Here is a 15,299-nt window from a genome sequence, read left to right on the forward strand (position 1 = left end):
TACGGTACAGTGGCTGAGTGAAAAATAGGTATTATTTATAGGTAACAATACGTCCCCATACATCGTTTGTTCCCCAGATTCCTTGTCTTGTACATTCTAATTGTACAATCTGGCTATGGTCTACAAATACATTAACTTCGGGACCGTAATTTTTTATATACCATTTGAATACTTGTGGATCTGCTGCTTCGAACATTAAATTTTCGAGACCTACTTCATTAATAAAAGTCGCTGGGACATCTACCCGCCAGGGATTAGCATTCTCAGTAATTCCTTCTGACTCTATCATAATAATGTAAGCTCCGGCATCAATAAATCGTTTGGCTTGCTTTACTGCATAACCTACATCCTGAACCCCTTCGCTTTCTAATTCACTTTGGGTACTATCACCCCCAGCTCCAAACTGGATTCCGATTTCGGGTTTGGCTTTTAACCCAGCTTTTTGTACATCTTCTATTACCCGTAGCCAATCATCTGTAGGAATTGAGATAAATCCGGTTGATATTTCTATAATATCGAAGCCTAATTCCTTGCATTCATGAATGTATTTTTTTACCGCATCTTTTCCTTTGGTCAGTACGTATTCTATAAACCCTCCGGTAGAAACTAGTGTACCATATTGATGTGCCAAATCATTAATTTCTCTTATTTTCTTAGGGTTCATAAATGTAAAGGATCCTCCGGCAAACTTTATACTATCTACATAGTTCCCACTAGTCTCTAATATATCCTGAAAATAATTCAGTCCGAAATTAGAATAGTAAGCTGCTCGTATTTCTGTTAATCCGGTACTTCTCGGTTTCTGGCTTCTGCTGTTGCGCTGTAACCATTCGAATGAAATTGGATTAGTTATAAATTTTTCTTGTTTTTTTGTTGCTGTTTCTCCATTTGGAGATACTGTTGATACTGACATATTTTTTTATTTTATATAGCTACTGGAATTACCTGAGATAAAAGATTCATTAAATCATTTATACTGTGGTCTTCTAAATTTTGTACGACGGTTATTATTTTATTTCTCAATTCCTGATCTGTAAAGTCTTTTGACAGATTATTGAATTTTTCACAAATAAAACCCCAGGAAGCAGGTCGGGTATGAAACCCTTCATAATCGACTTTATCAATATGAAGGGTTTTCCCATCTTTGAATATGATAGTAACATCACATGCTTCCTGATCTGGGAATTTATCGGAATATTCTTTTTTCTCAAATACCTGTACTTTTTTGAGAAGAGTCTGAATATCCTCTTTGAGAATTCGCTCGGGTTTATATTGAGCAGGAAGTACATTGCCATCCAAAATTGCAGCAGCGATCATATATGGCAAGCTGTGGTCTGCTTCTTCCTTGGTTCTTATATTTTTTTTGCTTCCTTCTTCTCCTCCTCCAATAATATGATATGCTACATCAAATGTATGTAGGGTTATGGATGCTATATCATCTGGATTAAAAGCATATTTATTTCTCAGTTCAATGACTCCTTCTAAGGTAGACTGAGAGTGAATTTCGGCATTGTATTTTTTGATAATTGTTTTGCGTACACGTTCCAAATCTTCTGCACTCCAATCAATAGAAAAATCTCCGGCAATACTATCTTTGAATCCTTTATTCCCCTCAAAAACTTCTTCGGGACCTGTGATTCCTCTCATGGCTAAAAAAGCAGCGTGTGTAGCTGTCCAAGCTGTGGATGGAAATGCTAATCCTTTCCAGTTCGACAAATTACCTGTTCTGGTTACACGTAGTGCATTGTAAGCTGTTCCAGCAATAGCAATGGCATTAGCTGTTTTTTCTGGTGATAAGCCCAAAGCATATGAGACTCCTGCTGCAGTCCCATACGCTCCCTGTACAGTATGGTCAAAACCTTTATGCCGTACCGGAGCAACATCACTCAGACGACACTGTACCTGATAGGCGATGGCTACGGCAGTCAAAAACTGTTTTCCGGATATATCTGCATACTGTCCTGCTGCCAGAATAGATCCTATAGTATCAGATGGATGACATGTTTCTCCCTTTGCTAAATAACTGTCGTTATAATCTAAATATCGTATCAATGCAGAATTATAAAAAGAAGCCCTGTCAGGGGCTGTTTTGTTTCCTCCGATCATAGTTGCTAAAGGGTTTCCTCCAAAATCTTCAATTTGGTCTTTAATCCTTCGTACCGGAGCACCTTCTAAAGCTCCAATCGCACAACCTATAGAGTCTAATACTCGTATTTTTAATTCTCTGATGGCTTCTTTGGATAAGTCGCTAAATTTTCTACTTGAAGAAAATGTAGCTAATTTTTGAACTTCTGTCATACTACACTAACTTTTTAAATTACCGTTATTTATTGATTCAAAAGTAAGGTTATTTAGAATTATTCTTAATAACAAAAAACGATTAGCTCTATAGCAAAAAGCGATTGCTTATTCAATGATAATTATGTATTTATACACAAAGGCATCACTATCTTTAGTGATTAATCATCTGAGACAGCATTGCATTATTTATGAAGAATGCTTTATATCATCTCTCGTTCCAATTATTACGTCAAGTAAATTACCTGGGGTAAGCATTAGGATATTATCCCCTTTGGTGGTGTCAATAAAAATTTCCCTGCTGAAAAAAATTACAACAGGGAAACAAACACTATGGATAAAAAATTCAGACTAAAATGTTTATAATTTTACGAGGGGACACAGCTTCTCATCGGTTTGAAATACGCATACAAACCATTTACCCTCTTTATATTGTCTTTGATTTCGTTACTTAATATTTTGGTAATCCTTTTTTTATGAAAACCACGGGATGTAATCAGGTTAATTTTTAACTCATGAGAGCTTTCAGAAAATGTATATACCTTATTCATCACATCAGGTCGCATATACAATAAAGACAACTTGGGAAGTAAGGTACTTCCTTTGTTATAATCTATTACATTTCTAATTGTTTCTAAGTTTCCTTTGGCATAAGTTACATTCACCTCTTCATTTATACATTTAGTAATGGTATCATCATTCATTTTTAGCAACAGCTCTTTGATATCTTCATGAAGCGTTATACTATTAAAATTAAAGCTATTATTTTCCCTGTTCTTTTTTAGAGATTGATGGTCAGAAGAATATAAAATAAGTGATTCCTTAAACAAAAATTGCTGATGATAATCATGTGATAAGGAAGGAGCAACCATAATAGCTGCATCAATAGCTTCTGAACTTAGATCATCTTCTATCTTTCTATCACTTAGCTCCATGATATTAATTTTTAGTTTTGGATATTTTTTGGTGATAGAATTAATGAATACCGGAGTGATATATGGAGCTAAAATTTCGGCAATAGCAAGATTAATACTACCACTTACTTCGTTTTTTTTAGTTTCTGCAATAGCTACGAACCTTCTCTTTAACTTTAGAATTTCTTTTGCCATTTGTATAAGCTCTTCTCCTTTTAAGGTTGGAACTACCGGCTGCCTAGAACGATCAAAAATAATAATATCATGTTCTTTTTCTAATCGCTGAACTTCTCTACTCAAGGTAGATTGTGCAATTTCACATTCAATGGCAGCTCGATTAAAGTTTTTAAATTTATCAACTGCAATAATATATTTTAGTTGATTGAAATTCATACGTATAGTTCTTTTATCTGGTTATTACATAAGGTAGATATAGCAGCTTCGTATTGCTTCCTTTCGAATCTAAAACTTCCAATATCCGAATAATCAAATTCAATAGCTGTGAGGGAATCGAAATTCTTAAAATTACTCCATTCCACCACATCTTTGCAAATATCTATTTGACAGGTAATTGTATGATCCCCTGGAATCCCAGTATTGGCATATTCCATGAGCGTAAACCTATCTCCATAATATTGATACTCCCTAATTGTATCCTTTAGAAAGTGATTTTTTAAATGAAAAGCAATGTAGGGTGAAATTCCTTCATATGCTCCCGCTATATTAATCAGAGAAGGATCTTTAATTTGTGACTGTTCTACCTGAAATAATATGTCTTTCAGGTCTATATTATTAACAAATATAGCAGTCGTCAGGTAATCTTCTATATTAGATTTTTGTATATCAAAATGTATCGTATCCATATAAAAAGCATTAAATAGCTTACTTTTTAATCGTAAAGGTTATGTACTGATACAATATCAATGTACTTCATAACCTACCTATGCATACAAATTTAATAAATTATATTTATTTATAATGAGTCTAAATAAAAATAATTATAATAATTCTTTAATTTTCAAGCTTTACATCACATTATTTATTTGGCACATATGTTTTTAAAGCACTGGAAACCTGCTCTTCTTCTGTAGTATCAGGATATAAAATATACGAAGGGGCTATAATTTTTTTCACTTTTTCTACTTTTATAAGTGTAATAGAGGAAAAAGGAAATTTTCCTTTTGTCATTTCCAGCAAGGGTACCTTCGCCATATTAAATTCTTCATCGGTTATATCAATCAGGCGGGCGGTTCCTTTTATCTGAAATCCTTTTTGTACAAAAACATCAATAAAGCTAACACATACCAGTGCATTTTCTTTGATGTTTTGCATCGATTGTGGAGAGGCTATATTGGCTATAATAATACTATCATCATTATAGTGTGTAAAAGCTTCTTTTGGGGAAACATTAGGTATATTTTCTTTAGAAGCAGTTGCCAGCCAACACAGTACACTTTTTTCAATAGATTCTTTAATAGCAGTCGTAATCATATAATCTTATATTTATTATTTTCCTACCCTATCAACAGGTCTTCCCCGCATAGCAGTCCAGGTTTGATCAATGGCAACCTGAGTTACTGGTTTATAATTAATCAACGAAAAAGCCTCCCATGTAGTGCTTCTGTTGATATTACTTTTTATATTTCCAGTACCCTTTGGATAACATATCCAAAACAGTCCATCATAAGTAGCATATGGAATAATTTGTGGCAATATCGCTTCTAGTTCTTCCTGTTTTTGGGCAAATATTTGAATAAAGTCATAAACATTTTTTTCAGCATTTGTGAATTGTCGGTCAAAACTTATTCCATGACAAATAGCTTCATAATGATCCGGGGCGTTATAAATCAACAATCGATTCGCCTTATGAACCAACAATTTTTTGAAAATTTTAGAGGCTTCCATACTGTATTTTTTAACTAGTTGGGTTATTATTCGTTTTCTCTAAAAGCATACATACCAAATCATGAATTGGTGTTTCTATAGCATATTGTTTTCCCAAAGAGGAAATCACCTGATTTTTAGCTCCTAATTCTATGGGAGCTCCTCTTTTTCTGTCAGATAGCATAGAACTCCCTTTCTCTGGAGGGTAGTTTACTAACTTTTTTTGTATTGCTTCGATAAAAATGGGTTCCTTAATTTCTGCTCCATCTGCAATTGCTACTTGTACTCCTTCCTGTAATAATTTCTTATGTAGATTGACTAATCTCTGATCTTTGAATATCCAGCAACTCTCTCCTGCTAAACAAAGAATAGCTCCCAAAGCGGCACTTTCACAAAGTTTTTTCCAGGCAATTGTCTTTATATTTAAAATACAATTAATTTTTATATCAGCTGGAGAAAATAAGGAGATGAACAGCTCGCTGAATGCGGTACGATTTATAATTAAAACTGGTTTATTGAGTTGCTCATATCTTCCATCTGCAATTGGTTGTACCGGACAATCAATAACTGCTTCTATAATATTTCTTTCTGATGTGTATGGGAGTAAAGCTTCTTTGTGATGAATTCCATTTCTAATCACGATTACTTTAGTTTCTACACCTATTAAACCTGCTAAAAAAGTATGTGCATTTTTGACTTGATGCTCTTTTAAACAAATACACAAAAAATCCAGCTTTCTTTTTTCAGGTAAAGAAGTTTCAACGTGGATAGGTATCTTCTTTTCTTTCTTGTCATTAAATATAGAAAGCTGTTGTTTCGGGCTTCTATTATATAGGGAAAGAGAGAGCTTTTTATTAGGATATAAAAGAGAAGCCATTAAAGTTCCTATGGCTCCAACCCCTAATATTCCTACTTTATAACTCACGTATTACAAATCTTTTTCTTTACTTTATACAACAATTTTCGCTTTGTGTTTTATACTAAAATTGCATGAATTAGCTATAAAACACATGTTATTTGCTTCGTGATGTAATTCTTTTGCTTTCTCTACATCTTCTAATGCAGAAATCGTAACAACAGGATTAAGAATAATCTCTTTAAAAGCCCCTGTACCAGTAGCTGTTTCTTCCATAATACCTTCTGCATGATCTTCATAATCTACCACAATAATTTTATGAACAGAACACAAATGTAAATACCATAGCATATGACATGATGAGGCAGAAGCAACTAATAAATCTTCTGGATTATACCTTGTTTTATCTCCTAAAAAAGAGGGGTCAGATGATCCCAAGATAGGATTTGCTTTATCCTTAGCAGAAATTGAATAATCTCTGGAATATGCTTTATAAGCCGCTGTTCCTTCTCCTTGATTTCCTGTCCACTTTATAGAAACCTGATATTGATGCTCTTTCATCTGTAATTATTTTATTGTATCTAGAATATCATATAGTATTTGGAAGACTTTATTTTGATCCACCTTCTTATATTGTGCATCTCGTAATTTCACACTACAAGATAATTGATTATTGACCTTTTGGCACCAATAAAAAACCGTTGTTGTATCAGGTATCACAACTTACATCATCCCATTCCTGATCCCTATAGCGTATTAACCAGTTAAATGCATAATGACGTTCATAAACCAACCCTGGATTGAGTGATTTTATTTCATTTTCCCCTATCCTCGCATCGACACATGCCCAATCAGCTCTGTAGTATAGATCTGCCATATCCAATATCTGATTTTTATCCCTGAAGACTAAACAACGATTTATAAAAATATTAGGATCTTTCTCTGCTCCTATCGGATATGCTTCTTCGGATATTTCATCTAAATTTACAAGTTGATCCATTGCTCCTAAATCACTAATAATATTCAGTGCCCACATGAGAACCCATATGCCTTCGCATTTCCAGCTTTCTCTATGCTTTTTCTCTTCAGTAGGATTGGTCAGAAAGTCAATTTCATTTGGGGTCAATACATAATACACTCCATGTTTTTTGGCATATGCGATGGCTTGTTCTCCCGAAATTCCGTTAAATGCAACAATATTGGTCAATGCCAAACCAACTACTCTCTCCGCTATTTCTTTGGGAGTTCTAAAAAGGATTTCTTTTTCTGAAGGAAGACACGGTAAATGCTGGTTAGTTTTTATTTCCAATCGCTCTAAAATTTTCTCATTCGCCTGTTTCCTTTCTTTCTGTTCATCAGTAATATCTTGCTGATTCCCATCAAAATAAGCTGCATCAATTTCTACCGAAAGAGAAGATACTTTTGATACGCCATCAGCATCTAGAAGTAATTCTAAATTGTTATTGAGAAAATGTTGTGAAGCGGATTTACCAATCGGAGACCCAGGAGATACAAAAGCAATGGTATCTAGTGCTTCGCTTATTTTTTCTGTAACAAGTGCGATTTCATCATCCATATCACCTTTATGCAATATTGGAAACTCGGCATTAATCGTCCTGATTTTTTCGATCAGTAATTGTTGTATTTCCTGGTTAGATGTCTGAATAGCATCTACATACCCGATCATCCCTGTCAAATTACGAGTCAGTGCATCAGTAACCGAATCAATCGTATAGGACAGCTTTTCTCGTTCCCGGTATGAAATCTGAAAAAATTGCCTGGAACCAAATATTCCTTTTTTCCTGGAGACCAACATTGTTTTTCCTCCTTCAGTATTCGTATCTGTAATTCTGGCTTTGGGAAGTGTTTGTTTTACAATTTCTTTTATCTCTTCATAACATGATTTATGAGCGTATAACGTACAATAATTTTCCACTTGTTTCTTGCTTATTTCTTGTCAGAAAAGTAAGAAATTTTAAAAGATTATCAGCGTTATATCTTCTTAAAATCATTCTAAAAACATGGACGCCTACATTTTCGAAAACCATTGTACAATTGCAGCGATCCCCTTTACTACTCGAGGAAAAAGCTCTTCTACCGTCTCTGTTGAGTTTTCAATTAACGGGTCATCAAAATCCACATATGCTAATCTGGCTGCCAGATACTCTTTTTCAAAGCCAAAAGCAGCTGCAGGTAATAAGGCGACTCCTGTTTCTTCTAACAGTTTTTCGCACAATTGAAAAGAGGTAAAAATCCCACGATCTGACAATTTCTTTTTAAACCTAGAAAAATCCGGAAAAAGATAAAACCCTCCTTCAGGGGTATGGGTTTGAATATCATTTTCATTCAGAACGGTGGCACAATAATTTCCAATTATACTCAGATATTTATTTTGTGCATTTACATATTCCATAGATAATTGGAAATTACCATATGCTGCTCTGGCAGCCATCTGAACAGGCGCAGGGGCACAAGAGTATGTTTCCGAACCAATTCCTATAAGTGTTTTTTTGAATGCTGGTGCTATTGAATCATATAACAATGCAACTCCTAATCTCCATCCTCCTGCCCCACACCACTTAGACAAACCTGTAGTAGTAATCGTTTTCTCGGGATAATACTGAACAAATGATTTATGTGTATTGGAATGATTCAGTAAACCATAAATTTCATCAGCAATTACTAAAATGTCTAATGCTTTAGCAGTACCTGCTAATGATGTCAATTCTTCTTCGGTATATGATAATCCATCTGGGTTTCCTGGATAATTAAGAATTAAAATAGAAACTTCATTCTTTTTTTCTTTAGAAGCCTCCACTAACATTTCTGGTGTAATTCTCCAACGATCTTCAAACGATGTTTTTAATCTTATAGTCGTATGCCCTGCCAATCTTGCCTGAGGCTCATAGGATACCCAACTGGGAGAAGCAATAAAAACATCAGCTTTCTCAAAAGACATCAGTATTGAATATAATAATGATTTAGAACCTGGAGCTATTAAGATATTATCTGGATCTGTGATTATTCCATTGTGTTGTCGATGAAAATCAGCAATCAATTTTCTCAATTCATAATCTCCCTGAACTGATGTATATTCTTTATGGTGCACTGCTTCCTTTAATGCATCCATCACAAATTGGGGAGGAAAAAAAGGGGATTGTCCAAATCCGAATTTTATTACACTTTTGTTTTCTGCTTCTAATTTTCTAGACTGCGTATTGATTAATAAGGTCTGAGATTCTGCTACACTTCTATACATACCTATCTGGTTTACTAACTTGAAATGAAAGTATAAAACAGTACAGTTAAAAACACTATCATACAGCACTTTAACTCTAAATTAACCTGTATTAACGTTTTTAATAGACAACATACATCATGTATAAAGGTTTAATTGGTTTTGGAAGCTTTCTAAAAACATTCCTATATGTAATCCATCTCCCAATCCATGATGTAAATTAACGGCTACTGGCATCATAACTTTTGTGTCTTTGATATAGGTTTTCCCAAAGGTTATTTTGGGAATTGAATCTCTAACTGAGAAGTTCCGTGCATGTGTTAATCCGCTAAAGGTACTCCAGGGAATTGCCGAGTAATGAATCATATCTATCCGAGAGGTTTCTTTATTTAATCGCATTCCTTCTGAGTTGTGCACCGCTTTGATTTCCTTTTGTAAGGAGTTTGAAAATCTACTCAGGTCTGTATCATAAGGAATAAATCCGAAAGCAAATGTTCCATTATTTCTTGCGATCACTGAACCTGCATGAATAGTGTCATAATATACAGGAGTTCCCTGTTCATTAATTCTGCACTTAAATTCTTCAATCTCATTTATAGCAGATATTGATGCATGCAGATATAGCGCATAAAAGGAACTTTTCGTACTTTTAGAATACCGGTATGCTTTTGAGCAATCCACTTCTGAAACAAGTCCAAAAAATGGTTCATCGAATGACTTATAAAATTCAAAATGTTCTTTTCGCTTCCAGGTGGAAATATCTATTATTTTCATTCTTTATTCATTGAAGGGGTATCCCTGTTACGAATGTATGAAAAGAAAGGAAATCTTACTTTTAAAAAAGCATTAATTCTAAAGAAATCGATACCGTAGATAATCGATCTCTTTTTTCTATTCCAAATCTTTTTTGAGTATAGTCCACCCCAATTAAAATAGCATTTCCCTTAGAGCTCACTATTCCTTGTATTCCAGCTCCTACTTTATACATATTACCTTTCTCAAAATCATGTGCTATATTCGATAATATTCCATACCCGCCTCTAACAAAGAAAGCTCCTTCTTCTCCTAAAATTAAATTGTATTTATAATCCAAATAAATCGGCAAAAAGAATAGCCCCTGTCTGGTGTGCCAATCTACCCCTAAATTAACTCCCAAAGAAGAGCGCTTATCTATTTGGTACCCCATCGTATTATTTAAGAAAAATCCACTTGTATCGATGAATTCATTTTCTTCGCCAAATAAAACCCGAATCGCTTCATTCTCGTTTATTATCAAAGAGGTCGATACCGATACTTTATAAAAAAAGCCATTAGCACTTATTGTTTCCTGAGAAAATAAATTTGTAGAAAAGAGTACTACTGCTATAAAAATTAGTGTGTGTTTCATATGAATAAACTGGTTTATTAGGCTCATATGGTCATCAACAACTACGCCATTCTTACTGTTTAGAAAAGGAAAAATCGATAATCAACTCTGTATCAAGTATCAATTTATAATACTAAAATATCAGGATATGAGACAAAGCCCATATCCTAATATATTCTCCACTAAAAACAACAAATCAATCTAAAGGAATGATCTAAGTGATCAATTCAAATCATTTGTCAGTGGCCAAGATACATATCCCTTATCTACTAACTTTACGGGAAACCGTAATTTGTAAAAATATTTATATTCAGGAGTTTTCTTCGATCTTTTGAAGGAGTATTTTTTTATACGATTTACTAACCGGAAGAGCACTCCCATCATTCATTAACAGCTGATTTCCTTCTATTTGTTGTAGTTTATGAATATTAATAATATACGATTTATGAATTCGGATAAAATACTCTTCGGGTAATTTGGCAAGAAAATCAGATAATGTTTGTGGTGAAAGAATCATACGATCAGAAAAAATCTTTATATAATTACCATATGCTTCTATATACACAATATCATCTATCAACAATCGTATGATTTTTTTATCACTTTTGATAAAAATAGCAGCTTCTTTCTTCTCTATAAATTGTTTTTCTTCCCTAGGGAGAGCTACTTGTTGTTTCTGTTGTACTTTTACAATTGCCTGAATAAATCGCTCTAAAGAAAATGGTTTTAATAAATAATCCGTAACAGACAGTTCGAATCCTTCTAACGCATATTCCGGATAAGCTGTAGTAATAATTACTTCGGGGCGGTTCAACATTGTTTTTAACAAGCTTATACCCGATAGTTTTGGCATATTAATATCCAAAAAGAGAAGAGAGACTTCTTTTTTTGACAAAATGTCTATCACCTCAAAAGCATCTTTACAAACACCTACCAGTTCTAGCCCGGGAACTTGCTTTATATAGCTCTCCAGAATTTGTCTCGCTATAGGCTCATCATCTGCTATTATACAAGAAATAGTATTCATACACTACACTTCAATCGTTAGACACACACTGTATTGGTTAGCTGTTTCCTTATTGGTCAATCTATGCCTGTTCGGATATAACAAGACTAGTCTTTTTTTGGCATTTTGCACCCCAATCCCTTTATTTTTAGTAATCAGATCTTCCGGTTCATTTTTTAAGGTTCCTATGCTATTCTCACATCGAAAAATAAGACTTGTTTCTGAAATTTCTAAATGTATCAGAACATTTTCTTCTTCTTTATTGTTTTTTCCCAAATACTTAAACGCATTTTCTACAAAAACGATTAAAAGCATTGGAGCTATTTTTACGGTATCTGCTGCTCCGGAGATATGAAAGTCTACTTTTACCTTATCTTCTAATCGAATCTTCTCCAATGCAATATAATTCTCTAGATAGTGAATCTCTTTTGCTAATGGGACTAATTTTTCTGATGTTTCATACAAACTATATCTCAATAAGTCTGATAATTTAAGCATCAAGGATGGTAGTGCGTCAGATTTTATAACTGATAAGCCATAAAGATTATTTAATGTATTAAATAAAAAATGAGGATTCAATTGTCCTTTCAGCAATTCTAGTTCTGCTTGTTTATTTTGATGTCTTCGCTCAAAACTATCTCTTGCTATTTTGATACTACTACTAAAAGAAAATGTAAGAAGTAAAATGCCTATCAAGTTATAAAACATACGCCATTCGAAAGTATCTGATAAATACACTGTCAAATATGTTCCAACGGCGGCAAAAACTAATAAATTGACAATAACCAACATACTTGCTAAAACCTTTCTTCCCTTAAAAAACAAAGGTAAAATCAAAAGGTTATTGATATAAATAGGTGGGCATAAAAAGGCTATGACACCCAATGTCATGCTTACCTTATCATCTGCCTGAATCATAATGTACATTGCCAGAAATAAAAAAATCCAAACCACAATGTTCTGAATAATTTTATTATCAATGAGCGCATCTATTTTTGACATACTCTGTTATTGTTTTATTCAAAAATAACTGAAACCATGGGTTTCTTATATAATTTAATGACCAATACTCTTCTTTTAAATGTAAAACGCCTTATAATCCTGATGAGTGGTTGTTCTTAAGTTACTGCTCTAGTGATCATGATTTTATGATCAGTTATCATATAAATTTCTAGTTGTCTTACTCTTATTTCAATTTTGTATCTATTAAAACGATCTTATCAAGGTCATTCATCAATCAAAATTACACTTATGCAGTTAGAAATTAATCAAGTCTCTAAGCGATATTCCAAAAATAAATGGGGAATACAAGCGTATACATTATCAGCAGGAAAAGGGATCCTGGGTTTATTAGGACCAAATGGAGCTGGTAAATCTACCTTACTAAAAATGATAGCAACGCTACATACACCTACTGAAGGGCATATTTTATTAAACAAAAACAACATTGTCAAAGACCCTAATTACCTGAGAAAGCAATTGGGGTATCTGCCTCAGGATTTTGGAGTATATGAATCTCTCAATGCCTACGAATTTCTTCAATACATTGCTGCTTTAAAAGGACTTGAGGGGAAAAAAGTACTCGAGAGAATTCACTACTTACTGGAAGGGGTAAACCTGCTAGCTTCTGCAAAACGACCAATTGGCACCTATTCCGGAGGGATGAAGCAAAGAATAGGAATTGCACAAGCCTTACTAAACAATCCTAAACTTATATTACTAGACGAACCCACAGTTGGTCTGGATCCGGAAGAACGGGTTCGTTTTAGAAATTTATTAACTGATTTATCCCAGCAATCTATTATCATATTATCCTCTCATATTGTTTCTGATATAGATACCATCGCCGATAGTGTTGCTATTATGAAACAGGGGCGTTTACTGGTTCACCAACATCCCGAAGAAATCATCAAAGTAGCAAAAGGATACATTTTTGAGTCTTCTATCCCCCTGACTTCTTTAGCAAGTTTCAAAAAAGATCACATTTTAATCTCATACACCAGAAAAAAAGATGTGCTAACAGTGCGATATGCCTGTACATCACCTGAGATACCAGCTACTCCTGTAACACCTACCCTAGAAGACGCTTATCTATACCTTACCAATACCACTGAATCATGATACACTTTTTCACCTTTATAAAAACGTATTACCTACGACAAATCAGATCCTATTCTTTTTTAATTACAATAGCAATCAGTTTATTGGTGTCTTATACATTTATCCCTGCTCCTGATGCTCCTTATGTAACGATACACGCCAATAATTATATTGGGATTTATAATTCTGCATGGATAGGATATATTACTGCTGTAATGAGTAGTATATTTATTTCTCTTTTTGGTTTTTATTTAATCAATAGCAGTATAAAAAAAGATAATGACTCTAAAGTAGGAACATTAATCGCTGCCACTCCAATTTCTAATTTTTATTATTTGATAGGAAAAGTCTGTAGCAATTTTTTGATTTTACTGACTATTACAGGAGTTTCTATCCTGACGAGTATGTTTCTTTTTGGTATATATCACGAACCAGGACTTTCATTGGAACTATCGCAATTCATTATTCCCTATACTGTAGTTACCTTTCCTTCCATATTTGTCATATCCTGTATAGCGGTTATTCTAGAAACTTTATTCGGTTCGAAAACATCGCTTCTAAATGTATTCTTTCTCGTATTATTTATAACTATGATAACGAATACTCCAGAAACTGAAAATGGTTTTTCGGGTGATCTTACCGGAACAAAACTTATTATTCATCAAATAAAGGAACAAGTACAATCAATTACTCAAACTGATATCACTTCTCTGGCAATTGGATATATCGTCAAAAGTGATAATACCACACTGGAAAGCTTTACTTTTAGTGGGATTCATTTTCCTAAATACTATTTAATCAGCAGGGTACTATGGATATTATTGGGTATTATAGCCGTTTATATTTCCTCATTTGTTTTTCATCGTTTCCGGAAAAAAAAGAAACTTTCTATAGCTACCCCAACAACAGTGTCTAAAAAAGCCGAAATTACCCCTTTTGACATTTCTTTTTTATCATCTGATATGCCGTATTCCACATCTATCCTACCGTTATTAAAAACAGAAATTAAACTTCTAATCAGAAGCACTTCTAAGTGGATCTGGATACTATCTATAATTGGATGTATAGCGCTCTTTTTTACGAACGATACCATTTCCTTACAGTTTGTGATTCCTATTCTTTGGTGTTTACATCTCAAAACCTGGGGAGAATTAGTAATCAAAGAAAAGTTACATCGCGTCCACTATTTCTCATTTATTGCATTTTCTCCTATTAAAAGGGTTTTTCTGGCTCAACTGATTTGCGGATGGGGCTTATCAATACTATTTGTATTTCCTTTTATTGTTAGAAAATTGATTTTATTGGATGTTCTTTCCTGCTTCGGTATCGTCATCGGAGGGCTATTCATTATTTCTTATAGTACATGCATGGGGATTCTAAGTCGGGGCAAAAAACTATTTGAGGTTACTTTCCTCCTGATAACGTATATAAACATGAATGCAATTTCTTATTTCGATTATTACGGTGGTATAAATCAAAATTATATGCATCTAACAATAATAACATTCCTTTCTATAGGATTACTATCGGTAGCAATCTTATTAAGAAACAAAGAGATACGAAGTAATTATTAACTAATAATGCATGCAAAAAAATGGTCAATAAAATTTTTCTTACTTTTAGGCTAAAGCTAATAT

16 protein-coding genes are annotated in these 15,299 nt (G+C 33.7%); 2 read left to right on the forward strand and 14 right to left on the reverse strand.

Going from position 1 to position 15,299, the window contains the following annotated elements; genetic code table 11:
* Positions 1-31 precede the first annotated feature (31 nt).
* From ACFSTE_RS18790 to ACFSTE_RS18855, 14 genes are all read right to left on the reverse strand, one after another.
* Positions 32-913: a phosphosulfolactate synthase gene (locus tag ACFSTE_RS18790; RefSeq protein WP_176030132.1), complete on the reverse strand. Its 882-nt coding sequence runs from the start codon at positions 911-913 to the stop codon at positions 32-34.
* Positions 914-924: 11 nt separating this feature from the next.
* On the reverse strand, positions 925-2,298 hold the full coding sequence (locus ACFSTE_RS18795; protein WP_378255063.1) for an MmgE/PrpD family protein: 1,374 nt from the start codon (positions 2,296-2,298) through the stop codon (positions 925-927).
* A 368-nt stretch (positions 2,299-2,666) separates the two neighbouring features.
* Positions 2,667-3,605, reverse strand: a complete 939-nt coding sequence (locus ACFSTE_RS18800; RefSeq protein ID WP_176030130.1) for a LysR family transcriptional regulator — start codon at positions 3,603-3,605, stop codon at positions 2,667-2,669.
* Entirely contained in the window at positions 3,602-4,075 is a 474-nt protein-coding gene (locus ACFSTE_RS18805) for a hypothetical protein (RefSeq protein WP_176030129.1), read from the reverse strand. Before ACFSTE_RS18805 ends, ACFSTE_RS18800 begins: the two co-directional genes overlap by 4 nt.
* A 172-nt stretch (positions 4,076-4,247) precedes the next feature.
* The gene (locus ACFSTE_RS18810; protein ID WP_378255066.1) at positions 4,248-4,703 is read right to left on the reverse strand and encodes a pyridoxamine 5'-phosphate oxidase family protein; all 456 of its coding nucleotides are present in this window, start codon (positions 4,701-4,703) and stop codon (positions 4,248-4,250) included.
* A gap of 15 nt (positions 4,704-4,718) precedes the next feature.
* Positions 4,719-5,117 (reverse strand): hypothetical protein, encoded by a 399-nt coding sequence (locus ACFSTE_RS18815; RefSeq protein ID WP_378255068.1) that lies wholly within the window; start codon positions 5,115-5,117, stop codon positions 4,719-4,721.
* 10 nt (positions 5,118-5,127) lie between these two features.
* Positions 5,128-6,021, reverse strand: a complete 894-nt coding sequence (locus ACFSTE_RS18820; RefSeq protein WP_378255070.1) for a 2-dehydropantoate 2-reductase N-terminal domain-containing protein — start codon at positions 6,019-6,021, stop codon at positions 5,128-5,130.
* A 24-nt stretch (positions 6,022-6,045) separates the two neighbouring features.
* Positions 6,046-6,513, reverse strand: coding sequence for an OsmC family protein (locus ACFSTE_RS18825; protein ID WP_176030125.1), 468 nt, complete (start codon positions 6,511-6,513; stop codon positions 6,046-6,048).
* A 148-nt stretch (positions 6,514-6,661) separates the two neighbouring features.
* On the reverse strand, positions 6,662-7,888 hold the full coding sequence (locus ACFSTE_RS18830; RefSeq protein WP_378255072.1) for a DUF4272 domain-containing protein: 1,227 nt from the start codon (positions 7,886-7,888) through the stop codon (positions 6,662-6,664).
* A 93-nt stretch (positions 7,889-7,981) separates the two neighbouring features.
* Positions 7,982-9,211: a pyridoxal phosphate-dependent aminotransferase gene (locus tag ACFSTE_RS18835; RefSeq protein WP_378255074.1), complete on the reverse strand. Its 1,230-nt coding sequence runs from the start codon at positions 9,209-9,211 to the stop codon at positions 7,982-7,984.
* Between the two features lie 117 nt (positions 9,212-9,328).
* The gene (locus tag ACFSTE_RS18840) at positions 9,329-9,964 is read right to left on the reverse strand and encodes a CatA-like O-acetyltransferase (RefSeq protein ID WP_378255076.1); all 636 of its coding nucleotides are present in this window, start codon (positions 9,962-9,964) and stop codon (positions 9,329-9,331) included.
* Positions 9,965-10,025: 61 nt separating this feature from the next.
* On the reverse strand, positions 10,026-10,577 hold the full coding sequence (locus ACFSTE_RS18845) for a hypothetical protein (RefSeq protein WP_176030121.1): 552 nt from the start codon (positions 10,575-10,577) through the stop codon (positions 10,026-10,028).
* A gap of 289 nt (positions 10,578-10,866) precedes the next feature.
* Positions 10,867-11,583: a LytR/AlgR family response regulator transcription factor gene (locus ACFSTE_RS18850; RefSeq protein WP_378255078.1), complete on the reverse strand. Its 717-nt coding sequence runs from the start codon at positions 11,581-11,583 to the stop codon at positions 10,867-10,869.
* 3 nt (positions 11,584-11,586) lie between these two features.
* Complete coding sequence (locus tag ACFSTE_RS18855) at positions 11,587-12,564, reverse strand: sensor histidine kinase (protein ID WP_378255080.1); 978 nt, start codon at positions 12,562-12,564, stop codon at positions 11,587-11,589.
* Positions 12,565-12,813: 249 nt separating this feature from the next.
* Here ACFSTE_RS18855 and ACFSTE_RS18860 point away from each other — a divergent pair, with 249 nt between their 5' ends.
* Both ACFSTE_RS18860 and ACFSTE_RS18865 read left to right on the forward strand, forming a co-directional pair.
* A complete protein-coding gene (locus tag ACFSTE_RS18860) occupies positions 12,814-13,683 on the forward strand; it encodes an ABC transporter ATP-binding protein (protein WP_378255082.1) in 870 nt (289 codons plus the stop codon).
* On the forward strand, positions 13,680-15,236 hold the full coding sequence (locus tag ACFSTE_RS18865) for a hypothetical protein (protein ID WP_378255084.1): 1,557 nt from the start codon (positions 13,680-13,682) through the stop codon (positions 15,234-15,236). The genes ACFSTE_RS18860 and ACFSTE_RS18865 overlap by 4 nt, the downstream gene beginning before the upstream one ends.
* Positions 15,237-15,299 lie beyond the last annotated feature (63 nt).

The organism is Aquimarina hainanensis, assembly GCF_042684685.1.
Classification (GTDB): Bacteria; Bacteroidota; Bacteroidia; order Flavobacteriales; family Flavobacteriaceae; genus Aquimarina; species Aquimarina hainanensis.

What these genes read in the sequence shown, in the direction of transcription:
- ACFSTE_RS18790 (WP_176030132.1), bottom strand. Translation starts at nt 913, where the DNA reads ATGTCAGTATCAACAGTATCTCCAAATGGAGAAACAGCAACAAAAAAA.
- ACFSTE_RS18795 (WP_378255063.1), bottom strand. Translation starts at nt 2,298, where the DNA reads ATGACAGAAGTTCAAAAATTAGCTACATTTTCTTCAAGTAGAAAATTT.
- ACFSTE_RS18800 (WP_176030130.1), bottom strand. Translation starts at nt 3,605, where the DNA reads ATGAATTTCAATCAACTAAAATATATTATTGCAGTTGATAAATTTAAA.
- ACFSTE_RS18805 (WP_176030129.1), bottom strand. Translation starts at nt 4,075, where the DNA reads ATGGATACGATACATTTTGATATACAAAAATCTAATATAGAAGATTAC.
- ACFSTE_RS18810 (WP_378255066.1), bottom strand. Translation starts at nt 4,703, where the DNA reads ATGATTACGACTGCTATTAAAGAATCTATTGAAAAAAGTGTACTGTGT.
- ACFSTE_RS18815 (WP_378255068.1), bottom strand. Translation starts at nt 5,117, where the DNA reads ATGGAAGCCTCTAAAATTTTCAAAAAATTGTTGGTTCATAAGGCGAAT.
- ACFSTE_RS18825 (WP_176030125.1), bottom strand. Translation starts at nt 6,513, where the DNA reads ATGAAAGAGCATCAATATCAGGTTTCTATAAAGTGGACAGGAAATCAA.
- ACFSTE_RS18835 (WP_378255074.1), bottom strand. Translation starts at nt 9,211, where the DNA reads ATGTATAGAAGTGTAGCAGAATCTCAGACCTTATTAATCAATACGCAG.
- ACFSTE_RS18840 (WP_378255076.1), bottom strand. Translation starts at nt 9,964, where the DNA reads ATGAAAATAATAGATATTTCCACCTGGAAGCGAAAAGAACATTTTGAA.
- ACFSTE_RS18845 (WP_176030121.1), bottom strand. Translation starts at nt 10,577, where the DNA reads ATGAAACACACACTAATTTTTATAGCAGTAGTACTCTTTTCTACAAAT.
- ACFSTE_RS18850 (WP_378255078.1), bottom strand. Translation starts at nt 11,583, where the DNA reads ATGAATACTATTTCTTGTATAATAGCAGATGATGAGCCTATAGCGAGA.
- ACFSTE_RS18855 (WP_378255080.1), bottom strand. Translation starts at nt 12,564, where the DNA reads ATGTCAAAAATAGATGCGCTCATTGATAATAAAATTATTCAGAACATT.
- ACFSTE_RS18860 (WP_378255082.1), top strand. Translation starts at nt 12,814, where the DNA reads ATGCAGTTAGAAATTAATCAAGTCTCTAAGCGATATTCCAAAAATAAA.
- ACFSTE_RS18865 (WP_378255084.1), top strand. Translation starts at nt 13,680, where the DNA reads ATGATACACTTTTTCACCTTTATAAAAACGTATTACCTACGACAAATC.